This window comes from Chryseobacterium sp. Tr-659 (genome assembly GCF_011752975.1).
Lineage (GTDB): Bacteria > Bacteroidota > Bacteroidia > Flavobacteriales > Weeksellaceae > Chryseobacterium.
Genome location: NZ_VWWP01000003.1, coordinates 246,557 through 272,090 on the forward strand (window position 1 = coordinate 246,557; position 25,534 = coordinate 272,090).

At 37.5% G+C, this 25,534-nt stretch carries 18 protein-coding genes; 16 read left to right on the forward strand and 2 right to left on the reverse strand.

Annotated features, from left to right (window positions below; genetic code table 11):
* Nucleotide 1: 1 nt before the first annotated feature.
* Together F3J23_RS08785 and mfd are read right to left on the reverse strand one after the other, a co-directional pair.
* A complete protein-coding gene (locus tag F3J23_RS08785) occupies nucleotides 2-823 on the reverse strand; it encodes a hypothetical protein (protein ID WP_167027157.1) in 822 nt (273 codons plus the stop codon).
* Nucleotides 824-1,193: 370 nt separating this feature from the next.
* On the reverse strand, nucleotides 1,194-4,562 hold the full coding sequence (gene mfd / locus F3J23_RS08790; protein ID WP_167027159.1) for a transcription-repair coupling factor: 3,369 nt from the start codon (nucleotides 4,560-4,562) through the stop codon (nucleotides 1,194-1,196).
* 253 nt (nucleotides 4,563-4,815) lie between these two features.
* Here mfd and F3J23_RS08795 point away from each other — a divergent pair, with 253 nt between their 5' ends.
* The 16 genes from F3J23_RS08795 to nadC all read left to right on the forward strand — a co-directional run bounded on the left by F3J23_RS08795 (nucleotide 4,816) and on the right by nadC (nucleotide 25,450).
* Complete coding sequence (locus F3J23_RS08795; RefSeq protein ID WP_167027162.1) at nucleotides 4,816-5,211, forward strand: hypothetical protein; 396 nt, start codon at nucleotides 4,816-4,818, stop codon at nucleotides 5,209-5,211.
* A 190-nt stretch (nucleotides 5,212-5,401) separates the two neighbouring features.
* The gene (locus F3J23_RS08800) at nucleotides 5,402-5,698 is read left to right on the forward strand and encodes a hypothetical protein (RefSeq protein ID WP_167027165.1); all 297 of its coding nucleotides are present in this window, start codon (nucleotides 5,402-5,404) and stop codon (nucleotides 5,696-5,698) included.
* A 136-nt stretch (nucleotides 5,699-5,834) separates the two neighbouring features.
* The gene (locus tag F3J23_RS08805) at nucleotides 5,835-7,334 is read left to right on the forward strand and encodes a GH3 auxin-responsive promoter family protein (protein WP_167027168.1); all 1,500 of its coding nucleotides are present in this window, start codon (nucleotides 5,835-5,837) and stop codon (nucleotides 7,332-7,334) included.
* A gap of 69 nt (nucleotides 7,335-7,403) precedes the next feature.
* Nucleotides 7,404-7,766 carry a hypothetical protein gene (locus F3J23_RS08810; protein ID WP_167027171.1) on the forward strand — a complete coding sequence of 121 codons (363 nt, stop codon included), beginning with the start codon at nucleotides 7,404-7,406 and terminating at the stop codon, nucleotides 7,764-7,766.
* 92 nt (nucleotides 7,767-7,858) lie between these two features.
* On the forward strand, nucleotides 7,859-9,094 hold the full coding sequence (locus tag F3J23_RS08815) for an MFS transporter (RefSeq protein WP_167027174.1): 1,236 nt from the start codon (nucleotides 7,859-7,861) through the stop codon (nucleotides 9,092-9,094).
* Nucleotides 9,095-9,395: 301 nt separating this feature from the next.
* Nucleotides 9,396-9,998 (forward strand): hypothetical protein, encoded by a 603-nt coding sequence (locus F3J23_RS08820; protein WP_167027177.1) that lies wholly within the window; start codon nucleotides 9,396-9,398, stop codon nucleotides 9,996-9,998.
* Between the two features lie 131 nt (nucleotides 9,999-10,129).
* Complete coding sequence (locus F3J23_RS08825; protein WP_167027180.1) at nucleotides 10,130-12,205, forward strand: T9SS type B sorting domain-containing protein; 2,076 nt, start codon at nucleotides 10,130-10,132, stop codon at nucleotides 12,203-12,205.
* A 105-nt stretch (nucleotides 12,206-12,310) separates the two neighbouring features.
* Nucleotides 12,311-14,452 (forward strand): T9SS type B sorting domain-containing protein, encoded by a 2,142-nt coding sequence (locus F3J23_RS08830; protein WP_167027183.1) that lies wholly within the window; start codon nucleotides 12,311-12,313, stop codon nucleotides 14,450-14,452.
* A gap of 152 nt (nucleotides 14,453-14,604) precedes the next feature.
* On the forward strand, nucleotides 14,605-16,191 hold the full coding sequence (dnaB, locus tag F3J23_RS08835; protein ID WP_167027186.1) for a replicative DNA helicase: 1,587 nt from the start codon (nucleotides 14,605-14,607) through the stop codon (nucleotides 16,189-16,191).
* 58 nt (nucleotides 16,192-16,249) lie between these two features.
* Entirely contained in the window at nucleotides 16,250-16,726 is a 477-nt protein-coding gene (gene rnhA, locus F3J23_RS08840; protein ID WP_167027189.1) for a ribonuclease HI, read from the forward strand.
* A gap of 164 nt (nucleotides 16,727-16,890) precedes the next feature.
* A complete protein-coding gene (locus F3J23_RS08845) occupies nucleotides 16,891-19,143 on the forward strand; it encodes a lectin-like domain-containing protein (protein ID WP_167027192.1) in 2,253 nt (750 codons plus the stop codon).
* Between the two features lie 183 nt (nucleotides 19,144-19,326).
* Nucleotides 19,327-21,585, forward strand: a complete 2,259-nt coding sequence (locus F3J23_RS08850) for a T9SS type B sorting domain-containing protein (RefSeq protein WP_167027195.1) — start codon at nucleotides 19,327-19,329, stop codon at nucleotides 21,583-21,585.
* A 118-nt stretch (nucleotides 21,586-21,703) separates the two neighbouring features.
* Nucleotides 21,704-22,330 (forward strand): NAD(P)H-dependent oxidoreductase, encoded by a 627-nt coding sequence (locus F3J23_RS08855; protein WP_167027199.1) that lies wholly within the window; start codon nucleotides 21,704-21,706, stop codon nucleotides 22,328-22,330.
* A 30-nt stretch (nucleotides 22,331-22,360) separates the two neighbouring features.
* Nucleotides 22,361-23,932: an L-aspartate oxidase gene (gene nadB / locus F3J23_RS08860; RefSeq protein ID WP_167027202.1), complete on the forward strand. Its 1,572-nt coding sequence runs from the start codon at nucleotides 22,361-22,363 to the stop codon at nucleotides 23,930-23,932.
* A 14-nt stretch (nucleotides 23,933-23,946) separates the two neighbouring features.
* A complete protein-coding gene (locus F3J23_RS08865; protein WP_167027205.1) occupies nucleotides 23,947-24,579 on the forward strand; it encodes a hypothetical protein in 633 nt (210 codons plus the stop codon).
* 10 nt (nucleotides 24,580-24,589) lie between these two features.
* A complete protein-coding gene (gene nadC / locus F3J23_RS08870) occupies nucleotides 24,590-25,450 on the forward strand; it encodes a carboxylating nicotinate-nucleotide diphosphorylase (protein WP_167027208.1) in 861 nt (286 codons plus the stop codon).
* Nucleotides 25,451-25,534 lie beyond the last annotated feature (84 nt).

Sequence of the window (25,534 nt, forward strand, 5' to 3'; positions counted from 1 at the left end):
ATTAATTAGTTTTATAGGTTACATATTCGATCACATCAATCTTCATTGTAGATTCCAAAGTAAATGGACTGGAAGCTCCGTTTGCATCCTGTACACTTCTCCCTACCGCAAATTGAGATGAAGAATTTGAAGTATCAATTTTTCTGCACGCGATTTCAAGTTTCTGAGGACCTATAGGAACATTCTGCTCCGTATAACTAAGCGTAAAGATGTAATCCTGAAGCCCGGCTTTGGCAGTATTGTTATTGGAAGCAACCCTATCCGGACGTACTGCCACTAAAACTCCGTTTCTGAACACACCACATGCAAATCTGATATTTTCCGAAGTAGTAGCGGTAGGAGCTTTCATTTCAATCCCGGTCTGGAATTGATAGGTAAGCCTGTTTTTTCCGTTTTTAATAGTGAAATTATTTTCAAGCCCTGCAATTTTTACCCATTTTCCTTTGGAAGTATCAGTAAGAAGATCTCCAACATTGTTTTTATAGATATTATCACCTGCAACGCCGTTTGAAAGGGTAGTAACACCTACCTGATCGGAAGACAAATATGAATTGATCAATTTATATTGTCCCTCTTCCATAAAGGAAACATTCACTGATTTCCAGACTGGAGGCAAGCCCTCTCCCTGAGAAACCAAAACCTGGCCGTTCAACCCTGCATCACCTGCCTGAGTTGAAGTACCAGCTACTCTAAGTTCTTTTCTTAAGGTGGTCTTTCCGTTCACATCAAGACTGGATTTTGGCTTGGATGTACCGATTCCCACCTGTGCGTTGGCGTAGAAAGAAACAAGTCCAGCCGCGCAGCAATATATTATTTTTTTCATAACAAGGATTGCAAAGGTACACAAACAAGATCAAAAAATTCCAGTTATATATTCATAAGCATATAGAAATAAACACTTTACAGAATAGAATTAATCACACATAAAAGTAGAATTATTTCTACATAACTCTACTTTCATCGAACAAAAAAAATTACGTATCGTCCCAAATCCTTTATAATCGGGGACTTACGTAATATTTTTAATCATTCAAAAGTGATATCAAGACCCCAAAAAAGGTCTTAATTCTCTTCTTAATGAATATTATTGAAGAAAAACCTGATAAGAATCACAAAAAAACTTATAAAAACTTAAGTTTTTTATAAACTTTTAATATCTTTTATAGAATATTTCATTTTTATAAAACGATAATTTAATTATGCTCAATAATAGCTTTTAACAATACATTCACCTCATCCACATTCTTCACCCGCTCTTTCCTCATCATGAGCTGGTTACCTTCTTTGCCAGACTTTTCCTTAAGCTGTGCCTCTGCAGGATTTCGTGTTAAATAGTTGATGATATGTCTGAATCTGTCTGTCTGATAAAACTTATCCTGAGGATTGCCAGGGAAATACCCCAAAAACACACCATTTTTCATTACAATCTTTTCAAAACCGATATCTGCTGCCAACCACTTCAGAGAAACACTTTTCAACAGGTTGACTGCTTCTTTTGGCAGTGCTCCGAAACGATCAATGAGCTCAAGTTCAAACTGATGAAGATCTGCTTCATTATTGATTTCTGCAATTTTCTGATACAGCAGCAATCGCTCTTCCGTATTGGAAATATAAGAATCCGGCAGCATCAGTTCCAGATCTGTATCGATATTAACATCTTTCACAGATTTGAAAAGCTTCTGACGATCTTCTTCATTTTCAAATAAATTTTCAAAATCCGCATCATCCTTAAGCTCTTCCAGCGCTTCCTGCATCAACTTCTGGTAAGTTTCAAATCCCATCTCATTAATAAACCCGCTCTGTTCAGCACCCAAAAGATCACCGGCACCACGGATCTCAAGATCTTTCATTGCAATCTGGAAACCACTTCCCAGATCAGAAAATTGCTCAATTGCTTCAAGACGTTTTCTGGCATCTGCCGTCAGCATATCATAAGGAGGAGTAATCAGATAACAAAAAGCTTTTCTGTTGCTTCGCCCTACCCTTCCTCTCATCTGATGCAGATCTGCCATACCAAATCTCTGAGCATCGTTAATAAAAATCGTATTGGCATTAGGAACATCTACTCCACTTTCTACAATGGTTGTGGAAACAAGAACATCGTATTTCCCTTCCATAAAATCGAGGACATTCTTTTCAAGCTGCTTGCCTTCCATCTGACCATGTCCTGTAATCACTCTTGCATCAGGAACCAGCCTTTGAATGAGGCCTGCAATATCTTTCAGGTTCTCAATTCTGTTATTAATGAAGTAAACCTGCCCGTCTCTCTGCAGCTCATAAGAAACAGCATCACGAAGGATTTCTTCATTAAAACCTATCAGTTGCGTATCCACCGGCTGCCTGTTAGGCGGCGGTGTCTTGATTACGGATAAATCCCTTGCAGCCATTAATGAGAACTGTAAAGTCCTCGGAATTGGGGTAGCCGTAAGAGTAAGAGTATCCACATTATTTTTAAGAGTCTTCAGTTTATCTTTTACTGAAACACCAAACTTGTGCTCTTCATCAATAATCAGCAGCCCAAGATCTTTAAATTTTACAGAAGCGCTAACCAGCTGATGGGTTCCGATGATAATATCTACTTTACCGTTCTTAAGTTCTTCCAGTGTTTCAGATTTTTGTTTAGCAGTTCTGAATCTATTCACGTAAGCAACATTTACCGGAAAATCTTTTAATCTTTCTTTAAAACTTCTGTAATGCTGGAAAGCCAGAATTGTTGTCGGGACTAAAACAGCTACCTGTTTACCGTCTGTAGCCGCCTTAAATGCAGCACGAATCGCTACCTCCGTTTTTCCAAAACCTACATCACCACAAACTAGCCTGTCCATCACTGTTTCAGCTTCCATATCTCTTTTTACGTCTACAGTAGCTTTTTCCTGATCCGGAGTATCCTCATAAATAAAGCTTGCTTCCAACTCATTCTGCAGATAAGAATCCGGAGTATAAGCAAAACCTTTCGCCGTTTTTCTTTGAGCGTATAATTTAATAAGGTCAAAAGCAATTTGTTTAACCTTAGCTTTTGTTTTCTGTTTCAAAGATTTCCACGTTGGAGACCCAAGCTTGCTTAAAACGATCTCTTTCCCATCCGGGCCGTTATATTTTGAAATTTTATGCAGGGAATGGATACTTACATATAATAAATCTCCATTTTTATAGGTTAGTTTAAAACATTCCTGGATTTTACCATCATTATTTACTTTCACCAATCCCATAAATTTCCCGATTCCATGATCTATATGAGCAATATAATCTCCTATTTTCAGGGACATCAAATCTTTAAGGGTAAGCTGTTCCGATTTAGCAAACGTATTCTTTGCTTTATATCTCTGATAACGGTCAAAGATCTGGTGATCTGTATATACCAGAATTTTGTGTCCATTATCTACAAAACCTTCATGTAATTCGGACTTAAAGCTTTTAAAAGGAAGTTCATGTTCGAGCTCCTCAAAAATAGATTCCAGCCTTTCTTTCTGCTTCTCCGTTGAAAAGGAAATCCAGGTATCAAATCCATCCTCCTGTTTTTCTTCAATATCTTCAATCAGCAGCTCAAAGTTCTTATGGAAAGAAGGCTGTGGCAACTGATCCATTTTAATTTCAGTGATATCTTTCAACCCCTCAATAACTCCGTTTCCAAAATCAACTGTTTTAAATTTTTTATAATCAAATAAAAATTCCTGATCGGAAATAAAAAGTTCCTGTGGAGTTCTGTGCGCAATATCTTTGTTTAAAGTATCATACTTTTCCAGCGATTTTTCGTAGAAAGTTCTGATCTTTTGCATGCCGATCATTCCGTTTTTAGAAACAACAAAACTTTCTTTTGGCAACAGCTGTAGTAATGAGACCCTGCTTCCGGTAACTGAAAAATTCATATTGGAAACCAGCTGAAAATCCTTTACCTTATCTACGGAAAGCTGTGTCTCAATATCAAATGTTTTAATACTTTCCACCTCATTACCAAAGAATGTAATTCTATACGGTTTTTCATAAGAATAAGAAAACACATCCACAATTCCTCCTCTTACCGAAAATTCTCCAGGCTCTGACACAAAGTCGGCTTGTTGGAAGTGATAATGATTGAGCAATTCATCCACAAAATCAAAATCCAGCTGATCGCCTACTTTTATATGATGAGAAATTGCTTTAAAATCTTCTTTCTTTAAAACTTTTTCAGATAAAGCTCCGGAATAGGCAACAATCACTTTTGGCGATCTCCCGGAATTGATCTTATTTAAAACTTCGGTTCTTAAAACAAGATTGGCATTCTGTGTTTTTTCAACCTGATAAGGTTCAAGATGGGTAGCCGGAAAATACAATACTTTTTCTTTCCCGAGAAGATCTTCCATCTCGGTATTTACATACAATGCATCTTCCTTATCATCTAAGAGATAAAGAATATTTTTCTTCTGAACCAAGAAAAGTTCGGCTACAAAAACAGAAACTGAAGACCCCGCACTTCCTTTTACAGAAATATGCTGGCTGCTTTCTAATTGAGTGAAAATTTCTTTCCCGAATTCTTTCTGCATAAGTTCAGGAAGAAACTTTTCGCTGATGGATTTTAACTGCATAAATAGTAATGATATAAACGACAAAAGCGATTTCGGGAGTTTTCCGAAACCGTTTAATGCTATACAAAGGTACGGATATTTTTTTCTTCCCTGCGAAAACAGAAAAGGTTACATTGTAAAATGAACCTCTTAGAAGATGTTGAATCTTAAATTTTTACAATTTTTTTTAATTAGTTGTTAAAAAAAATCGAATATTTTCTCCTGGCATAATGTTTGGGATTTTGAGAACTACCAAACATTTAAGAATAGTATTATGAAAAAAGCAATTAAAATCCTGGGAGTGATGATGCTGTTGGTATTTACAGCATTATCTTTTTCGTCGTGCAGTAAAGATGACGATCCCGTAAACAATGAATTCTTTGCAGGAACTTATAAAGGAAGTGTTTCTTATAATGATGGCGGATCTACCAATATCAGTACAGATAATGGAAGTGTATTTGTAACAAAGATCGCCAGCGGCACCAAGTATAATTTTGCATTCTCAAACGGCATTCCTGACCTTAACGGAATAGAGTTCAACCAACAGGGAGATCATACCCTTGTTATGATTGGTTCTACAGCTACCTCTTATATCAGAATCGATAACAATGTTTTAAAAATCTTATATGTAAAGGATGGAAAAACATGGACAGCTAACTGTACACGTTAAACCATCTCTTTATATGTCTTTTTATATATTATGCAGCCTGTTTTCTGAAATGAAGACAGGCTTTTTTGTTCTAAAAAAATTGTTTTAATTTTTTTTTAAGCTGTAATAAACTTTAGTTAAGTTTAAAATTATCAATTTTTTAGCCTGCTTTTTGCATATCTTTATTCAACAAAAACAAACAGTATTTCTTATGAAAAAATTATTATCTGCAATGTCATTGATCTTAGGATTAGGACTTGCAACTGCTCAGCAGACTGCTCCCGCCACAGGCACTAAGGCTCAGCCACCTGTAAAAACCACTACAATGAAAGCTGCTAAACCGGCAGAAATGAAGACCGCTAAACCTGCAATGGATGCAAAAGCAGCGAAGCCTGCACAGCCGGCTGCCAAAATGAAAAAAGACGGGACTCCGGACAAAAGATATAAAGAAAACAAGCACCTGAAAAAAGACGGGACTCCGGATAAAAGATATAAGGAAAACAAATAAGCATAACATTAACATATAGTTGTTATTTTCATAATCAAATTTCGAAAAGCCGATGGAACCTGGTTTCATCGGTTTTTTTGTGTCTTAGCATATAAAAAATGCTTACAGATTCTCTACTTATTTATAAATTTGAGCCATGTTAAACTTCTTCAAGAAAAATGCAGCGCTTATCTGGGCAAAGAAACATGTTCAAAAAGCAGAGGAATTCAAGAAAAATGCGGAGAAAAACCAGGAGGACTTACTGCTTTCTCTTGTAAGTACTGCCCAAAAGACACTTTTCGGGCGGGAACATGATTTTGAAAACATCCATTCTGTAAAGGAATTTCAGAACAGGGTTCCGGTAGCCGATTATGAAGATCTGAAACCTTATATTGAAAGGGTAAAAAAAGGACAGGCCAATATTCTCTGGACAGATACCCCGGAATATTTTGCCAAAACATCCGGTACAACTTCCGGGTCTAAATATATTCCTATTTCCAGAGAAGGAATGCCATTTCAGATTGCGGGTGCCCAAAGTGCATTGTTCCATTATATCAGCAAAAAGAACAATGCGGATTTCGTTAATGGAAAAATGATCTTTCTTCAGGGCAGCCCTGAGCTGGAAGAAGTTTTCGGAATAAAAACGGGAAGATTATCCGGCATTGTTGCACATCATATTCCCAATTACCTTCAAAAGAACCGTCTCCCAAGCTGGGAAACCAATATCATGGAAGACTGGGAAGCCAAAGTTGATAAGATTATTGAGGAAACCGAACATGAAAACATGACCCTGATCTCAGGAATTCCGCCATGGCTGATCATGTATTTTGAAAAACTTACGGAAAAGCATGGCAAGAAGATCAAACAATTATTTCCCAATCTACAGCTTCTTGTGACAGGCGGGGTTAATTATGAGCCGTATCGCGATAAAATGGAAGATCTTTTAGGAGGCAAGGTGGATATTATCCAAACATTTCCGGCTTCTGAAGGCTTTTTTGCTTTTCAGGATGATTACACAAAGGAAGGGCTTCTGCTTTTAACCAATCATGGTATTTTCTATGAATTTATTCCTCTGGAAGAGTATGGAAAGCCAGGAGCAAGAAGATTAACCTTAAAAGAAGTTGAACTCCATAAAGATTATGCTCTGATTCTGACAACTAACTCAGGTTTATGGGCTTATTCTATCGGAGATGTGGTAAGATTTATCAGCAAAAAACCATATAGAGTTCTTGTAAGTGGCAGAACCAAGCATTTTACATCTGCTTTCGGGGAGCATGTGATTGCTTTTGAGGTCGAGGAAGCCATGAAAGCAGCGCTAGAAAAATATCCTGCACAAATTACGGAATTTCATCTTGCACCACAGGTAAATCCGGGCGAAGGACTTCCTTATCATGAATGGCTGATTGAATTTGAAAAAGATCCTGAAAATTTGGAATTATTCGGAAATGAACTGGATCATCAGCTCAGAACAAGAAATACGTATTATGATGATCTGATCTCCGGAAATATTTTACAGAAACTTCAGATCACTAAACTTCAAAAGAATGCGTTTCACGAATACGCCAAATCTCAGGGAAAATTGGGAGGCCAGAATAAGACACCAAGACTGGCAAATGACAGAAATATTGCAAATCTATTAGAAATTTACAAACTTTAAACATATTTTTTCAATTCCAAAAACGTATATTCGAAAAAAATTATAAATTTGAAAAACTAAAAGAAAATAATGAAAGCATCTGTACTGTTGAAATCATCTTTATTAACGTCTTTATTTGTTATTACATCTTGTGCTACTACAAAATACAGCGAGGATATTTCAAAAAACAACTATTCCAATCTTGAAGCAGGAAAAGTCTATAAGGTTACTATGAGAGACGGTTCTCCGAAGCAGAAAATATTATTCAGAAATATTGTTGGAGATAATCTTGTGGGTACAGCAGGAAAGAAAGACAGTACGGAAGTAATCATTCCTAAAGCTAATGTTGCTGCGGTGAAAGACAGCAGAAAAGCAAGAATTGCAACCGGAGCTACTATTATTGGGGCTGCCGGGGTTGCCGCAATAGTTCTTAGTTCTTCAAGAGCTGACTAAAATAGATTTTATCTTTTGAGATATATTTACTATATCTTTCAAAAATTGCCATATGAATAGCCCTAAATAAATTTTTAGGGCTATTTTTGTTCATGATTTCCTTTACCCCGTTACAAACATTACAAAATGTTGAGTTCAGAAATCTTCTTACCGGGAGATTTTTTATTGTTTTAGCTTTCAGAATGCTGGCCACATTATTAGGATGGTGGGTGTACGAATTAACAAAAGATCCTTTTTCAATAGGTCTTATCGGCCTTTCCGAAGTGATTCCTGCTGTAAGCTGTGCGTTATATGCCGGCCATGTTATCGATATGAATGAAAAAAAGCGGCTGCTTCTCATTTGTAATTATGCTTATATTTTTCTGATTGGTCTTCTGCTGATTCCGGCATTTCTGGATGTTGAGATGCATTTCACCGGTCATCAGATTACTTATTTTATTTACGGTGTTATTTTTTTTACCGGAATAGCAAGGGCTTTTATCGGACCTATTGTACCTTCCATGATTCCTAAAATTGTAAAAAAAGAGAATCTCCCGAATGCCGTTACCTTAAACCAGGCTACCTTTCTGATCTCTTCTGTATGCGGACATGCGATAGGTGGTATTCTTATCGGATATTTCGGGGTAAAATGGACGTTAGTGGTAATTTTATCCTTAATTTTTGTTGCTTCACTATTTTTCTGGCAGCTGAAACAACAACATTCGGAGTATAAAAAAGAAACGGTAAATATTGTAGAAAGCATGCGTGAAGGAATTTCTTATATTTTCAAAACCAAGGAGATTTTAGGAGCGCTTTGTCTTGATATGTTTGCTGTTCTTTTCGGAGGAGCAGTGGCCATGATACCTGTATTCGCCACAGATATCTTACATTCGGGGGCTGAAGGTTTTGGTTTACTGAATGCTGCATCAGATATAGGCTCCATGTGCATTATCACTATTCTTTCTCTTGTTCCTCTTCGAAAAAATCAGGGAAAAATTCTACTTGCAGTGGTTACCGGATTCGGACTTTGCATCATTGGATTCGGTTTATCCAAATTATACTGGCTGTCTTTCATGTTCCTTGTCATGAGCGGAATGCTTGACGGAATTTCCGTGGTAATCCGTGGTACTATTGTGCAGCTAAAAACACCTGATCATATAAGAGGACGTGTTCTAAGTGTCAATTCAATCTTCATCATGTCCAGTAACGAAATGGGACAGTTTGAAAGTGGTGTAATGGCTAAATTATTAGGTGTTGTACGTTCTGTTGTATTTGGAGGATGCATGACTGTTTTGGTTGCTTTAGTAGTAGGAAGCACCAATCCTAAACTAAGAAAAATGCAATACTAAACAACTATTAATCAAGACATTTAATTTAACAAAAAGAATTTTCAATAATTCGAAATATTTAAAATCGGAACAGAAAGACTTCTGTTCCGATTTTACTTTTACGCCCTATTATTAAAAAATAATCATACATTTTCCTTTCAAATTAACAGAGTAAATACAGATATCTTTACGATCTTCATATAATTTCATTTAAACATAAAAATACCACATTTAAAATCATACCCGTAGTTTCTTTAAATATATCTCAAAATCTTTAATTTAACGTTAATAATTTTTTATATTTGCTACAAAATATCCCCATATGAATAAACTTTTATTTATTTTAGGCTTTTTTATGACCGGTTTCTGCGCAAATGCTCAGACTTTTTCAGATCAGGCCTTGCAACAGTCGGTTCAGCAGATCAATAATGCTAAAACAGACAGTGACTACGATACTCTTTTCAAAGTATTTTCCGATGCTAAGACTTCAGAAAAATGGAAGGCCAATTACTATGCAGCAGTAACGATGTATCTTAAAACCCATTTTTTGCTGAAACAAACAACCGGCAGACCTATGACTGAATCTAATGAGCTTGCCAAAAATTTTGCTATGCAGGCACTTGCTTCAGAAAAAAACAATGGAGAAATCAATACCCTTCTCGGGCTTATTTATATTCAGAAAATCAGATTAAGAGCATCTGGTGACACTCAAAAGGACCTTAAAACAGCCATCGGATATATGTCCAAAGCTGATACTCAGCTGAAAAACAATCCAAGACTGACCTTCCTGAAAGTTGAAATAGCCGAAAATTCCGGAAATAAAGCCCAATCTATTGAATTACGTCAAAAGGCAGTAAAAGAGTTTGAGGCTGCAGATCTTTCATCGAGCTCTCCAAACTGGGGTAAAAATTTAATTGGCCAATAGACCAATAAGAACACAAGAACGGGTAACAAGAATAATTTTCTAATCTATTCTTACTTACAAACAGTATTAAAAATACATTGACGTTCTTATTAGCAATTTTAGTTTTAATATTTGTTTTTAAATCTTCTCCTATGAAAAAAACACTACTCATTTTTCTAATTATATTTTCGCATATTTTGTATGCCCAGTCAGATTGCTCAACAGCCATGGCAGTTTGTGGTAACTCAGAAATTTCTTATACTCCGAACGGTTATGGTAATGACTATGAGGATATGGGCGGATGTCTGACTAAAGAAAAATATTCAGTATGGTATACTTTCTCCATTGCCACAGCAGGAACACTTACCTTTGAGATTGTTCCTAATGACCAGCTTGAAGATGATTATGACTTTGGGGTATACGGACCTAATAAAACCTGTGCTACCCGCGGCACACCAATCAGAGGATCCTTTTCTGCAAAAAAAGGAAATACTGGTCTTAACATGGTAGCCACCGACCTTTGTGAGGATTCCGGTGGAGACAAATGGGTAAAATATATGGATGTACTGCCTGGTGAAACTTATTATCTGGTTGTGAATAACTGGAGTGAGTCTGCCAACGGATTTAAATTGGTATGGGGTGGAACTGCTACATTAACTTCTCCATTCTCTGATCCTACAATACAGCCTCACCCATTCAACCCTCCTGGAATACCTGGTGCTAACCCTGCAGATCCAAGAGAAGTTGTTATCTGTACCAATCCTGCAACCTTTGATTTCTCATCATTATCCGCAGGAATTATCAATGGCAACCCTAACTTCAGCGTTAGTTATCACACAAGCCAGAATGATGCTTTAATAGGCAACAATCCTATTACAACACCTCAAACAGTTACTCCTACAGGATTATATTATTACAGCATCAGCTATACAGATCCTTTGAACCCAAACAGCCCTGCCAGCAAATGTAAGCAAATAGGTAACTTTAAATTCAAAGATGGTTCTTTCAAAGCAACCAATGCTACCTTAACAAGCTGTAACAATAACAATGCAGGTACTGCTACATACGACCTTACTACAGCAAACGTTTCAGGAGATCCTGCGATGACTAAAAAGTATTATCATACTTTATATGATCTCAATAACGGCATCAATGAAATCACCAACATTTATCAGTTTGTTTCAGCTGAAGGGAAAATATATGCTAAAGTAACTTCTCCGTTCGGATGTACTTCTACTGCAGAGATCACTCTTAAATTCTATCCTGCAATTATTGCAAAAGATGCTGAACTGAGAGAATGTTTTATAGAATCTAACCCTTCAACAGCTTTATTTAACCTTGATAATGCTGCTGTTATAACACCACAGGCAGGTATAGTAAAAAATTACTATCCTTCATTAACTGATGCAATTGATGCAACCAATGAAATCGTAGCTCCTAAAACATATGTTGCTCCAAACGGTTTTGTGTATGTAAGAGTATCTGATAACAGAGGCTGTTATGTGGTAGTAAAAATTGGATTAACAGTACTTCCGCCAGTAAAATCTGATGTTCTGAAAGACAAAATCATTTGTATGGAAGACACTACTACTCTTGATGCAGGCCCTGGATTCAAGAGCTACGAATGGAGCACAGGAGCCACTACGCAAACTATTAAAAATGTAGGAGTAGGAACCTACTGGGTAAAATTAAAAACAGGAGAGTGTATTGCGACTCAAACGGTAACCGTATATCCTTCTGAACAGCCGGTGGTATCCAATATTGATATTTCCAACACAACACTTACGATCAACGTTATTGGAGGAACTCCGGATTATCAGTATTCAATGGATAAAATAATATGGCAGCCTTCAAACACATTCTCCAATGTGGCAAGAGGAACATACAAAGTATATGTAAAAGATGCTTATGACTGTGACCCTATTGAAGTTACTGTGGTGGTTCCAAACCTGATTAATATGATTACTCCGAACGGAGATGGCGTGAACGATGTTGTAGATTATTCTGCAATGGCTGACAAACAAAATCTTGTTCTAAGTATTTTCGACAGATACGGAACAAAAATCCACCAGGGAGATAAATCCAACGGATATAAGTGGGATGGAAAAATTGCGGGTAAAAATATCCCTACCGGTACATACTGGTACTCTGTAACATGGAATGAGAATGATAAAAAGAATACTCCTTTCAAGTTTTCAGGATGGATTGTTGTAAAAAACAGAGAGTAATAACCTTTTATACTATTAAAAGCCGCCCAGGCGGCTTTTTCTTTTTCAAATCTTGATAAAAAACTTGTTTCCTTCACTTTTTGTTTAACAAAAATAGTTTTGACCATGAAAAAAATACTATTCTTTTTTATTTTATTGATAGCACAAATGGCCTATTCTCAGTCAGACTGTACCTCAGCTATTCCCATCTGTGGTAACTCTGACATTTCATACAATCCGCCAGGCCACGGAAATGTAGTGGAAATCCTTGAGCAAAACGGAGGATGCCTAAAAACCAATGAAAACTTATCTGTATGGTATACGTTCACGGTGGCAACTTCAGGAACTCTTGCATTTACCATTAAACCTAATGTTCAGAGTGACGATTATGACTTTGCAGTATATGGGCCTACTACAAACGGGTGTGCTTCTTTACAAACCAACAACATCTTTATCCAACCGATAAGATGTAACTTTTCTGGAGAATCCGGAGATACGGGACTTGATATCAACCTGGCACCTCCCGCTGTTTTCCCAACCTTTCCTCCCAACTTAACATCTGACATGAACAGTGGAAAATGGAGCCCTTACATGAATGTTATAGCGGGTCAGACTTATTACCTGATTATAGACAACTACCGTAGTACAGCCAAAGGGTTCTCTATGGTTTGGTCCGGTACTGCCAGTTTAAGTTCTGCATTTAATGACCCTACACTTTCTCCCAATCCGTTTATCCCGCCGGGAATTCCGGGAGCAACAATTAATGATCCAACTCAGGTGATGGTGTGCGCGCTTCCCACTCAGTTTGATTTTACCACACTTAGTGCTTCAATCATCAATGGAAACAGTTCTAATTTCAAAGTAACTTATCACAAAGATACCAATGACGCACTTACAGGAGATAACCCTCTTACAGTAGCTACTGTGAATGGAACTACAATTTATTACTACAGAGTGGTATATAAAGATCCGAATAACCCAAACAACCCTGTCAACGGCTGTTTTATAACCGGTAAATTTAAATTCGTTAATGTAGGTATCTCTGCCAATGCTGCAACATTGTATTCGTGTAATAATAACGGTGAAGGTAAAGCGAAATACGATTTAACAACCGCTAACGTATATGGCCCGGGGGGCACGATCAAGTATTATCCTACCGCTGCTGATATGAATGCAGGAACTAACGAGATTACTGATCCTACCAATTATATGTCTCCTGAAACAACGATATATGCTAAAGTGATATCTTCTTTCGGATGTATTGCAACAACTACAATCAGATTATTATTCTATCCGACCGTAGTACTAAAAGATGCAGTTCTTGAAAATTGCTATATTGAAAATGATGTTACCCGTTCAACATTTGACTTATCCAAAGCATCAATCGGAGTTGCCGTACCAACGCCGCCGGGAATTATAATCAAGTATTATACATCGGTTGCTGATGCCAAAGCTCAATCCAATCCGATTGCTACACCATTTAATTATCTTTCCGAAAGTACTACCGTATATGCAAGAGTAGATAACGACAAACTATGTTATTCTATAGCTAAAATTGTATTAAAAGTATTACCACCGGTAAAATCTGCTGTTTTAAAGGATAAAACCATTTGTGTGGAAAACAAAACCACACTGGATGCAGGACCTGGATTTGACGGTTATGAATGGAGCACCGGCGCTACTACACAAGCCATCAACAATGTGGGGGTAGGAGTTTATTGGGTAAAACTTCAGACTGGAAAATGCTTCACGCTTCAAGAAGTACGCGTACATCCTAGTCTTCAGCCTGTTGTTTCGGGAATAGAAATCACCAATAACAATATTACAGTTACGGCTACAGGAGGTGTTCCACCGTATAAGTATTCCGTAGATGGTATCAACTGGCAGGATTCCAACACTTTCACAGGACTTCCGAGAGGTGAAAACACGATTTATGTAAAAGATACTTACAACTGTAATCCTATCCAGGTGACGGTAACTGTTCCTAACCTTATCAATGCGATTACTCCAAACGGGGACAACGTAAATGATGTTATTGATTACTCTGCACTGGCTTACAAGAAGAATCTTGTGTTCATTGTATTTGACAGATACGGAAACAAACTTCACGAGGCCAACAAAATAAGAAATTTCACATGGGACGGAACGGCTTTCGGCAAGAAAATCCCTACCGGAACTTACTGGTACACGATCTCTTGGAATGAAAACAATAAAGACAATACCGAAACCAGATATTCAGGATGGGTATTGGTAAAAAATAAAAACTAAACATTTATTCCATATTTGAAAAATCACCTCATTTTGAGGTGATTTTTTTATCAACACATCCAATCTCCTGTTTACAGCCTTTTTTGAAAATCTACTAACAATTTGTTGATTACTATTTTTTTATTATTTTTTAAATAAGCTATCTTTGCACCATGGCGCAGAAAGAAACATTATCATCCCTGACACACGGAAACTTTGCAAAAGAATTGTCTATTGCGGATGGAAAAATGCCTCCCAATGCAGTGGATTTTGAAAGACTTGTTATCGGAACTTTTTTGATTGACAAAAAAGGGCTTGATCATTCCATTGACCTTCTTACCCCAGAGGTATTTTATGATCCGAGACATCAGATCATCTTCTCCACCATTCTGAAGCTTTATGAAGGCAACCACCCGGTAGACCTGATGACGATTATTCAGGAATTAAAAAAAGAAGACAAACTGATTCAGGCTGGTGGTGATCATTATATTATTGATCTTACCATGGGAGTAAGTTCATCTGCCCATATTGAATATCATGTCCGTGTTATTCTTGAAAAATATATTTTAAGAAGTTTAATCAATGTTTCTGCGAATGTAATTGATTCTTCCTATAAAGAATCCACAGATGTTTTTGAACTTCTGGATAAAGCAGAACAATCCTTCTTTGAGATCACCAACGGAACGATCAAGAAGGGGTTTGATACCGCCAACTCATTAGTAAAGCAGGCCATTGATACCATCAAATCTTTGAAAGACAAGCAAGGTCTTTCCGGAGTTCCTTCAGGATTCAGAGATGTAGATAAGGAAACCGGGGGATGGCAGAATTCCGACCTTATTATAATTGCAGCCCGTCCCGCGATGGGAAAAACAGCATTTCTTCTTTCTATGGCCAGAAATATTGCGGTGGGACACAAAATACCTATGGCACTGTTCTCTCTCGAGATGGCGTCCGTACAGCTTATCACCAGAATGATAGCATCAGAAACCAGAATCTCATCTGAAAAACTCAGAAAAGGAACCCTGGATGATGAAGAATGGCAGAGACTATTCTCCAATGTATCTGAACTGGAAAACGCACCTTTATATATTGACGAAACCCCTTCACTTTCCATATTCGATTTCCGTGCAAAATGCCGAAGGCTGGTAATGCAGCATGGAGTGAGATTAATCATGGTAGACTACCTTCAGCTGATGACAGCCGGAGGCGGTGGAAAAGGTGTTGGAAACCGTGAACAGGAAATCTCCATGATTTCACGTTCATTAAAAGCCATTGCAAAAGAACTGAACGTCCCGGTAATTGCACTTTCCCAGCTTTCCAGAAGTGTTGAAGCCCGTCCGGGAAAAAGACCTCAGCTTTCTGACCTGAGGGAATCCGGAGCAATTGAACAGGATGCGGATATTGTATCTTTCATCTTCAGACCTGAGTATTATAAAATTACCGTTTGGGATAATGATGAAGAAGGACAGGAAACCTCAACGGAAAACCAGGCTGAGCTTATTATTGCAAAACATAGAAATGGTGCAACGGCAGATGTAAGATTATCTTTCTTAAAACATTTCGCAAAATTCGGTGATATTGAAGCAGCTCTTGATGGCGGTATGGGAGGAGGCTATCCGTCCAACTTTAATGAACCAAGCGGTTTCGATAAGATCAAAACAACCATACAGCCGGGTGCAGCATTTGACCTTCCGGACAGCTCCAAACTTTCAGGATCATCCATGAATGATTTTGATGATGATGATGATTTTCCTTTTTAAATTTTAAAACAGGCAGATGCTGAGGATAATTTAAATAATTCATTTTTTATATACAGATTTGAGAATCGAAATTTATACTGACGGAGCTTGCAGCGGAAATCCGGGAAAAGGCGGATATGGAATTCTTATGCGCGTTCCTGAAAAAAATTACCAAAAAACATTTTCAAAGGGTTTTCGGAAAACTACCAACAACAGAATGGAACTTCTGGCAGTAATTACGGCACTGGAAAAACTGAAATCAACAGAAAATGACATTCATGTATATACAGATAGCAAATATGTATCTGATGCCATCAACCAAAACTGGATTTCAGGCTGGATCAAAAGAGGCTGGAAGAATGTAAAAAACCCTGATCTCTGGAAAAGGTTTGTTGAATTATATCAAAAACACTCCCCTAAAATGCACTGGGTAAAAGGCCATGCAGGGCATTTCGAAAATGAGCTTTGCGACAAACTCGCTGTTGCCGCAGCCAGTTCTCCGGATCTTGAAGTTGATACTTATTTTGAGAATCTTGATAATAATTCGCTGTTCTGAATTTTATTAATACAAACATATAATTAAGCTCACAACATTCATTATTTCATTGTCGGAAATAGTATTTTTTATTTAATATTGAAAATTTTAACAAATTTAACATTAAATACATATTTTTTGAATGGGATTTAATATCTTTACGTATTAATCTAAGTCCCAGCTAAATGAATAAAAATCTATTATTTTACTTAGCCGTTTTCTTATTCTGCATCGCAGGAAAGTCTTTTGCCCAGACTTATCAGCTTGCAGGAAACCCTGTGAACACTACCGGATGGACAATGGTTTCTCCTACACAGGTAAACGGTGATTTTGTTCAGCTCACTCCTGACACCAACAACCAATCAGGATCTATCCGACTGAACGATCCTATTAATTTAAAATATTGCGACAAATGGAGGGTAGAGTTTGATTTCAGAATGGATTCCAATCAAACTTCAAACGGAGACGGAATTGCGTTTTGGTATCTGGCAAATCCACCTGTAGCGAGTGTATTAGGCTCCGGTCTTGGCGTTTCGCAAAATGCAGTTGGCTTTATTGTAGGATTTGATACTTACAACAATACAACAACGGCCACCATGAGTAAAGTACATGTTGCTTATGGACAGGTAGCGAATACTACAGACTCTAACAATGTAGAGTTCTTCAATGTTCCGGGAAGTTCTTTTCACTCACCGGATTTAAATACCACACTGCCTTTTCAGGGAACAACCTTCAAACACGTTGAAGTAACCGCTCAGGTAGATCCGGCAACACCTACTAACTGGATTGTAAAAATAACAATTGACGGCAACCTGATCTGTAATCAATCTTTTGCCCCTTCTGGTACAGCTGCTGCAATGACTATCGGATATTTTGGATTTTCAGCTTCCACCGGAGGTGCAAGATCCAGACATTCTATTAAAAACGTAAAGATATACACTGACAAAGTTCCTATTTTACAAAATTCAGCAACTCAATCGTTCTGTCCTAATCCTGCCACAGGGTATGGAAGTGTAAATCTCACTACTTTTAATTCGCAATTTGTAAGCAACCCTTCCAACTATACTTTTAGTTATATGCAGGGCGGCACTCCTATTACGAACCCTACAAACTATCAATTTAATGCTAATACTACGGTAACCGTTATTATCAAAGACAATGCAGGTATCCTGTGTGACAACCCGGATGGAAAAATCCTACTGGTTCTCGCTCCTTTCAAAGCAGAGGACAGAACCATCACAGTATGTAATAACAATAAAGCAGGCACCGCTACTTTCAACCTGAATACGGCTAATGTGACGGATGTTCCTGGTGTTAGTAAAAAGTATTATAAAACATTGGCTGATCTGAATGCTGGCACTAATGAAATTCAGTACCCGGATAATTATTTATCTGCTCCTGGAACTGTTTATGTAAAGGTAACTACTCCTCAGGGATGTATGGGTACAGCTAAAATTACTCTGGCTTTTTATCCTGATACTCCTGTTAAAGAGGCAACTCTCAGATCATGCTTCATTGAAGATAATATTACAAATGCTGTTTTCAATTTAACCGCTGCTGATGTCACTACACTAACCAGTGGGTACACCAAAAAGTATTATACAACAGCTGCCAATGCAGTAAGCGGCACCAATGAAATCATGAACCCGCTTCAGTACATGTCAACAACTACTGCTGTGTATGCAAAAGTAACGGACGCCAACGGATGCTTCAATATTGCCAAAATTAATTTAATTGTTCTCCCGCCGGTAAAATCTGCCGTTTTGAAGGACAAAACGATTTGCATTGGTGAGAAAACCAATCTTGATGCAGGCCCTGGTTTTGATGGATATGAATGGAGCACAGGAGCAACTACTCCATCTATAAAAGATGTAGGAGTGGGCATATATTGGGTAAAGCTTAAAACAGGAAACTGCATTACTACTCAGATTGTAAAGGTATTGGCTTCTCCGAATCCTGTAATTTCCAGCATTGATATTAACAACAATACCATTACGGTAAATGTAGCCGGCGGAACTCCTCCTTATCAATATTCTTTAGACGGAGCCAACTGGCAGACAAGCAATACGTTCGCCGGTCTGGCAAGAGGGGAAGTAAAAGTTTTCGTGAAAGATTTCTATAATTGTACTCCTGTAGAAGTTCAGATTACCGTTCCTAACCTCATTAACGCCATTACCCCTAATGGTGATAATATAAATGACGCTATCGATTACTCCGCACTTGCTTATAAGAAAAATCTGGTATTTGTAGTGTATGACAGGTATGGAAACAAACTTTATCAAGCTGACAAAATCAGAAATTTCAAATGGGACGGCACTGCTTCTGGTAAAAAAATCCTTACAGGAACCTATTGGTACACCATCTCCTGGAATGAAAACAATAAAGACAATACCGAAACGAAATATTCCGGCTGGGTACTGGTAAAAAACAGAGAATAAACCACTTACATGATAACTACCTCTTCTTTTGGGGTAGTTATCATGTTATTATAATTTATTTTTAATCTAAATAAAAATAAAATTCCAATCAGACAAAACAACACATCATCATATTAATCAGACACTTAAATAGAAATCAATTGAATATCAAGTAAAAATAATTAACATCACAATCCATCCATTATGAAAAAAGATATACTCATTTTTTTGCTGGCTGTCTTATTATGCTTGCCGGGGAAATTACTTTCACAAACTTATCAGCTTGCCGGAAATCCAGTGAATACAACAGGCTGGGATCTCGTTTCTGATGCTGTTGTAAGCGGAGACTTTATAAGACTTACGACTGACCAGACAAGCAGATATGGGGCTATAAAACTATCTACACCTATTACCCTAAGCTATTGTGACAAATGGAAAGTAGAATTCGATTTCAGAATTGACGGAAATGGGACAGCTCAGTTCGGGAGAGGAGACGGATTTACCTTCTGGTATCTTGCCAATCCCCCTACAGGCTTTGTGTCCGGAGGAGGACTGGGAATCCCTGCCAATGCCAATGGATTAATGGTAGGTTTTGATATTTTCAATAATACTACCGAAGGCCAGATGAGTAAAGTACATATTCTTTACGGCACCAACAATACTGCAGGAAACAATATTGAATTCAACAATACACCCGGGAGTACATTTCACTCTCCTGACCTTAACCCTACACAGCCTTTCGTAGGAGATACTTACAGACACGTTGAAGTAAACGGAGAAACAGACCTTACCAACCCTACCAACTGGATTATCAAGGTAAGAATAGATGGCGTACTTATTGTGGATCAGTCTTTTGCCCCTTCCGGAGGTGCGGTGGGAATGTCTCAGGGATATTTTGGTTTCTCTGCAGCAACCGGAGGCGCCAGTGCAAGACATTCTATTAAGAATGCAAAAGTTTTTGTAGATAAGGTTCCTATTTTAAGCAATACTGTTACACCGTTTGTATGTACAAATCCTGCGACAGGTAATGGCGTTGTAGATCTTACATCTTACAATTCCCAATTTGTAAATAATCCGGGAAACTATGTTTTCACATATTATGTACTGGGAAGTTCTACTCCTATTGCTAATCCCGCAAGTTTTCAATACACAGGAAATACAACCATTAAGGTCATTGTAAAAGATCCTACCTCAACACTTTGTGATAATGGTGATGGTGTTATTCAACTTAACCCTACTCCATTTGCGGCAACAGATGCAAGTCTCACCGGATGTAATAATAACAATGCAGGAACAGCCACATTTGACCTTACCACAGCAGCGGTAACCACACTGTTGGGAACCACCAAAGAATTCTACCCTACATTATACGATCTGAACAATGGGACCAATAAAATTACCAACCCAACTGCCTACGCATCAGCAGCAGCCACTATTTATGTAAAAGTGACCACTTCGCAGGGATGTGTAAGTACGGCAAAAATCACTTTAAACATTTATCCGGTTGTCGTTGTTAATGATACGGAATTAAGATCATGCTTTATTGAAGGAAGCCCTTCCATGGCATCTTTCAATCTTCAGGGAGCCGTTGTTTCCCAAGGCGGATTAACAAAAGAATATTATCCTTCATTAACTGATGCCATCAACGGAACGAATGCCATCTCTACACCGGCAGCTTATATTGCTCCTAATGGAGTGGCTTATATTAAAGTTTTCAGCACAAACGGGTGTTACTCTATTGCTAAGGTGACCTTAACTGTTATCGCTCCTGTTTTCTCAAGAGTATTAGAGGACAAAACTATTTGCATGGAAAGTAAAACGACTTTAGATGCAGGACCTGGTTTCAAAAGTTATGAATGGAGTACCGGAGCAACAACACAGGCAATCTCTAATGTTGGAGTAGGCACATATTGGGTAAAACTTAAAACCGGAGATTGTATCGCCATTCAGAAGGTAACGGTATATCCGTCTGAGAATCCTGTTGTTTCTACGATTGATATTTCAGGAAGTACAGTAACGGTTTATGCAAACGGAGGAACTGCTCCTTATCAATATTCTATGGATAACATCAACTGGCAGGACTCCAATATTTTTACAAATATTACAAGAGGAGAAGCCAAGATATATGTAAGAGATGCCTATAAATGTGCTCCGATAGAGATCAATATTACGGTACCTAATCTGATCAATGTCATTACACCTAATGACGATGGAATTAATGATCTTGTAGATTATTCCGCTCTTTCCGGCAAACAGGATCTTGAAATCGGAATTTTCGACAGATATGGTTACAAGATATTCCAGGCCGATAAAACCAATGGTTACAAATGGGCAGGAACCACCAATGGCAGCAAAAAAGTTCCGACAGGAAATTACTGGTATTCCGTAACGTGGAAAGAAAATAATAAGAACAGCACTCCGATAAAATTCTCAGGCTGGATCGTTGTAAAAAACAGAGAATAATTACACTTTCTACCAGATCAAAAAGTCACCCCATCCGTTGGGGTGATTTTTTTGTATGAAGAGGGAGATATTTCATTTTAAAGACTCTTTATTCATATTCAATTCTTAAATTTGCCCTATGAATTATTTGGAAGCTTTAAGCAGAAGATATTCTGTAAAGAAATTTAATCATCAGATCATTCCTCAGGAAACCCTTCACAACATTCTTGAGTCAGGAAAGCTGTCTGCCAGTTCGCTGGGTCTTCAGCCTTATAAAATTGTAATTGTGGAGAGCGAGGACATGAAGCAGAAATTAATTCCGGCTTTCTATAATCCATCACAGATTTCCACTTGTTCTCATTTGATTGTTATCATTTCAAAGAAGGTTATTGAAGAGAATTATATCCATGGTTATTTTAACCATATTTCTGAGGTAAGAGAAACTCCTGTTGAAAAGCTGGATCCTTTCAGAAATAGTATTAATCAGCATATTAATCAGAAAACACAGGATGAAATTTTCAACTGGGCAGAGAAACAGTCTTATATCGTATTGGCCAATCTGATGTACGCCGCAGCGATTGAAAGTATAGACTCTTGTCCTATGGAAGGTTTCCGCCAGGATCTTATAGAAGAAATTCTGAATATTGATCCCCAAACAGAAAAAGTAACCGTTACCCTCGCTTTAGGCTACCGATCTGAGGAAGACCAATTCCAGCATATGAAAAAAGTAAGAAAACCAAACGAAAAATTGTTTAAATTTATTTAATATTTAAACGATTGTACCTAAAGCAAGCATATGATAAAAGCGGATGTATTAGTAATCGGTTCCGGCATTTCCGGACTTTCCTATGCCATTAAAGTTTCTGAACAGCACCCTGATGCCAAAATCATTATTGTAACAAAATCCGATGAAGACGAAAGCAACACCAAATATGCACAGGGCGGTCTGGCTGTTGTAACGGATTTTCAGAATGATAATTTTGAAAAACATATTGAAGATACCATGCGTGCCGGAGACGGTGAAAACAAACGTGATGTAGTGGAAATGGTGGTAAGAGAAGCACCAGCCAGATTCAATGAAATAGTGGAATGGGGAGCTAAGTTCGATATGAAGAATGGCAAATTTGCATTAGGACGAGAAGGCGGTCATACAGAAAACAGAATTGTTCATCATAAAGATATCACTGGGTTTGAAATCGAAAGAGCATTGCTGGAAACAGCCAACAGCAGCCCTAATATTGAAATTCTGGATCATCATTATGTAATTGATATCATCACACAGCACCACGTTCCAGGGAAAGAACTCAATGAGGGAGATATCCACTGCTACGGCGCTTATATTCTGGATGAAAATTCCAAAACGATCAAAAAAATCACTTCTAAAATAACACTTGTTGCCACCGGAGGCGCTGGCCATGTGTATAAAAATACAACCAATCCTACCATTGCAACAGGTGACGGAATTGCTTTCGTAGCCCGTGCCAAAGGAAAGGTTTCCAATATGCAGTATTATCAGTTCCACCCTACAGCTTTATATAATAAGATAGATGGTATGCTATTTCTTATTTCCGAAGCCGTGAGAGGTGACGGAGCTAAGCTGAGAACAAAAAGAGGTGAAAAATTCATGCAGAAATATGATGAGCGTGAAGAATTAGCTTCAAGAGATATCGTTGCCAGAGCCATTGACAATGAAATGAAGATCTCCGGTGATGAATATGTAGGTCTTGACTGCCGTGAAATGAACCAGGAAAAATTTCTTGAGCACTTCCCGAATATTTATAAAAAATGTAAAGATGAAGGAATTGACCCTTTCAATCAATTGATTCCGGTTGTCCCTGCGTGCCATTACTTAATGGGAGGTATTGAAGTAGACAGAGACGGACAGTCTTCCATCAGAAATCTTTTTGCAGTGGGCGAATGTACCAATTCCGGGCTGCATGGAGCCAACAGGCTCGCTTCCAATTCATTACTTGAAGGACTTGTTTTCGGGCATAATGCTGCCATGAAAACCGTAGATCTTCTGAATGAGAACAGCTTCAATTTTGACGACCTGAAAGCCGTTCCGGAATGGAATGAGGAAGGAATGAAAATTATGGATGAGATGGTTATCATCAGCTATCTAAGAAAACAACTGCAGGAAATGATGAGTGATCTTGTAGGAATCGTAAGAAGCAACCGACGTCTGAATATGGCACTACAAAAGCATCAGGAGATTGCAGCTGCTGTGGATGAAATTTACCACTACTCTATTCTTTCTCCACAATTATCAGAATTGAGAAACTTAACAACCGTTGCACACCTTATTATCACGCAGTCTATGGAAATGACGGAGAATAAAGGAGCTTTTTATAATAAAGATCTGGTTTAATTTTAATTAAACAAATGAAAACCTCAAATTTAAATATTCTTACAGTAGTCAATATTTTATTCTATTCAAGAATGACACTCTCATTGATTTGTGGTTTTTTATTATTGAATTTTTGGATGAAACCTGGAAAAACTGATGGTTTTTCAAACATAGCCATCCTTGCAGGAATAATAGTTTTAGGACTTGTTTTCGGATTATATGGAGTAACAATATTAAAAAAGATCATTGTTCCCAGATCCCGATATCCTTTAGTTTTAAATCTTTTATGCAATATGAAAGGTTTAGGAAAACCAGATTATTATGGAAGTTTAAAATTCGACTTAAACAATATAATTAAAGATAATAAGTTACACTTAACTCTATATTATATCAATAATCGCCAATATCCGATTTTAACATTCGATAGGGAAAAAATCATTTACTACACTCAAGAATATAACTGGGATAATTTTAAATGGAACTATAGAATCATACCACAAGGGCGAAATGAAAAACAAGTATTAGAGTTTCAAGGCATTAATCAAAACAATATAAAAATAAAAGACAATATAGATTTTGAAAAAATAGATGCAAAGGAAAACGAAGTCCTTTTACTCTTCATCATTCACGATTTATTGTTCGGAAAAAGATCTTCCTTTTATTACTAAAATCAAAATTATGAAAAAACCAGCATACGTTACAGATAAAGCATTAAAAACATTTATAAAAAATGCACTTGAAGAAGATATTCAGGATGGAGACCATTCTACCCTTTCTACCATACCGCAGGATCTTGAACAAAGCGCAAAGCTTCTGGTAAAACAGGATTGTATCCTTGCAGGTATTGAGCTTGCAGAAATTATCTTCAAAACGTTTGATAAAAATTTAAAGATTGAAAAGTTTTTAAAAGATGGTGATGCTGCAAAAGTTGGAGATATCGCTTTGATTGTAACCGGAAGTGCAAGATCTATCCTTTCCACAGAAAGACTTATCCTTAACTGCATGCAAAGAATGAGTGGAATTGCAACACTCACTCACGAATGGGATTCCAGATTGGTAGGAACCAAAACTAAACTTTTAGACACCAGAAAAACAACCCCTAATTTCAGAATGTGTGAAAAATGGGCTGTTGCGATAGGCGGAGGAACCAATCACAGATATGGACTATATGACATGATCATGCTGAAAGACAACCACATTGACTACAACGGCAGTATCACGAATGCTGTAGCAATGGCCAAAGACTATGTTAAAAAAAATAAGAAAAAGTTAAAAATAGAGGTTGAGACAAGAAATCTGGAGGAGGTTCAGGAAGCTATCAATGCCAAAGTTGACAGAATCATGCTTGACAACATGGATGTTAAAACAATGAAGGAAGCCGTAAAAATGATCAACGGTTCATGTGAGTCTGAAGCTTCAGGAGGAATTACCCGCGATATGCTTAAAGAAATTGCAACTACAGGTGTAACATATATCTCTGTAGGCGCTCTTACACACTCTGCTGAGAATATAGATTTGAGTCTCAAAGCAGTGAAATAGCGTTGAATTTTTAATAAAAACACCCCCATTTTGTTAAAAATTCAATAACATGACTTTTTTCATACAAAAATTCAATTTTTATCT

Coding starts and splice junctions, on each gene's coding strand:
- F3J23_RS08825 (WP_167027180.1), top strand. CDS start 10,130: ATGAAAAAAACACTACTCATTTTTCTAATTATATTTTCGCATATTTTG.
- nadB (WP_167027202.1), top strand. CDS start 22,361: ATGATAAAAGCGGATGTATTAGTAATCGGTTCCGGCATTTCCGGACTT.
- F3J23_RS08805 (WP_167027168.1), top strand. CDS start 5,835: ATGTTAAACTTCTTCAAGAAAAATGCAGCGCTTATCTGGGCAAAGAAA.
- F3J23_RS08795 (WP_167027162.1), top strand. CDS start 4,816: ATGAAAAAAGCAATTAAAATCCTGGGAGTGATGATGCTGTTGGTATTT.
- F3J23_RS08815 (WP_167027174.1), top strand. CDS start 7,859: ATGATTTCCTTTACCCCGTTACAAACATTACAAAATGTTGAGTTCAGA.
- F3J23_RS08850 (WP_167027195.1), top strand. CDS start 19,327: ATGAAAAAAGATATACTCATTTTTTTGCTGGCTGTCTTATTATGCTTG.
- F3J23_RS08810 (WP_167027171.1), top strand. CDS start 7,404: ATGAAAGCATCTGTACTGTTGAAATCATCTTTATTAACGTCTTTATTT.
- F3J23_RS08845 (WP_167027192.1), top strand. CDS start 16,891: ATGAATAAAAATCTATTATTTTACTTAGCCGTTTTCTTATTCTGCATC.
- F3J23_RS08785 (WP_167027157.1), bottom strand. CDS start 823: ATGAAAAAAATAATATATTGCTGCGCGGCTGGACTTGTTTCTTTCTAC.
- F3J23_RS08855 (WP_167027199.1), top strand. CDS start 21,704: ATGAATTATTTGGAAGCTTTAAGCAGAAGATATTCTGTAAAGAAATTT.
- F3J23_RS08830 (WP_167027183.1), top strand. CDS start 12,311: ATGAAAAAAATACTATTCTTTTTTATTTTATTGATAGCACAAATGGCC.
- F3J23_RS08820 (WP_167027177.1), top strand. CDS start 9,396: ATGAATAAACTTTTATTTATTTTAGGCTTTTTTATGACCGGTTTCTGC.
- F3J23_RS08800 (WP_167027165.1), top strand. CDS start 5,402: ATGAAAAAATTATTATCTGCAATGTCATTGATCTTAGGATTAGGACTT.
- dnaB (WP_167027186.1), top strand. CDS start 14,605: ATGGCGCAGAAAGAAACATTATCATCCCTGACACACGGAAACTTTGCA.
- F3J23_RS08865 (WP_167027205.1), top strand. CDS start 23,947: ATGAAAACCTCAAATTTAAATATTCTTACAGTAGTCAATATTTTATTC.
- nadC (WP_167027208.1), top strand. CDS start 24,590: ATGAAAAAACCAGCATACGTTACAGATAAAGCATTAAAAACATTTATA.
- mfd (WP_167027159.1), bottom strand. CDS start 4,562: ATGCAGTTAAAATCCATCAGCGAAAAGTTTCTTCCTGAACTTATGCAG.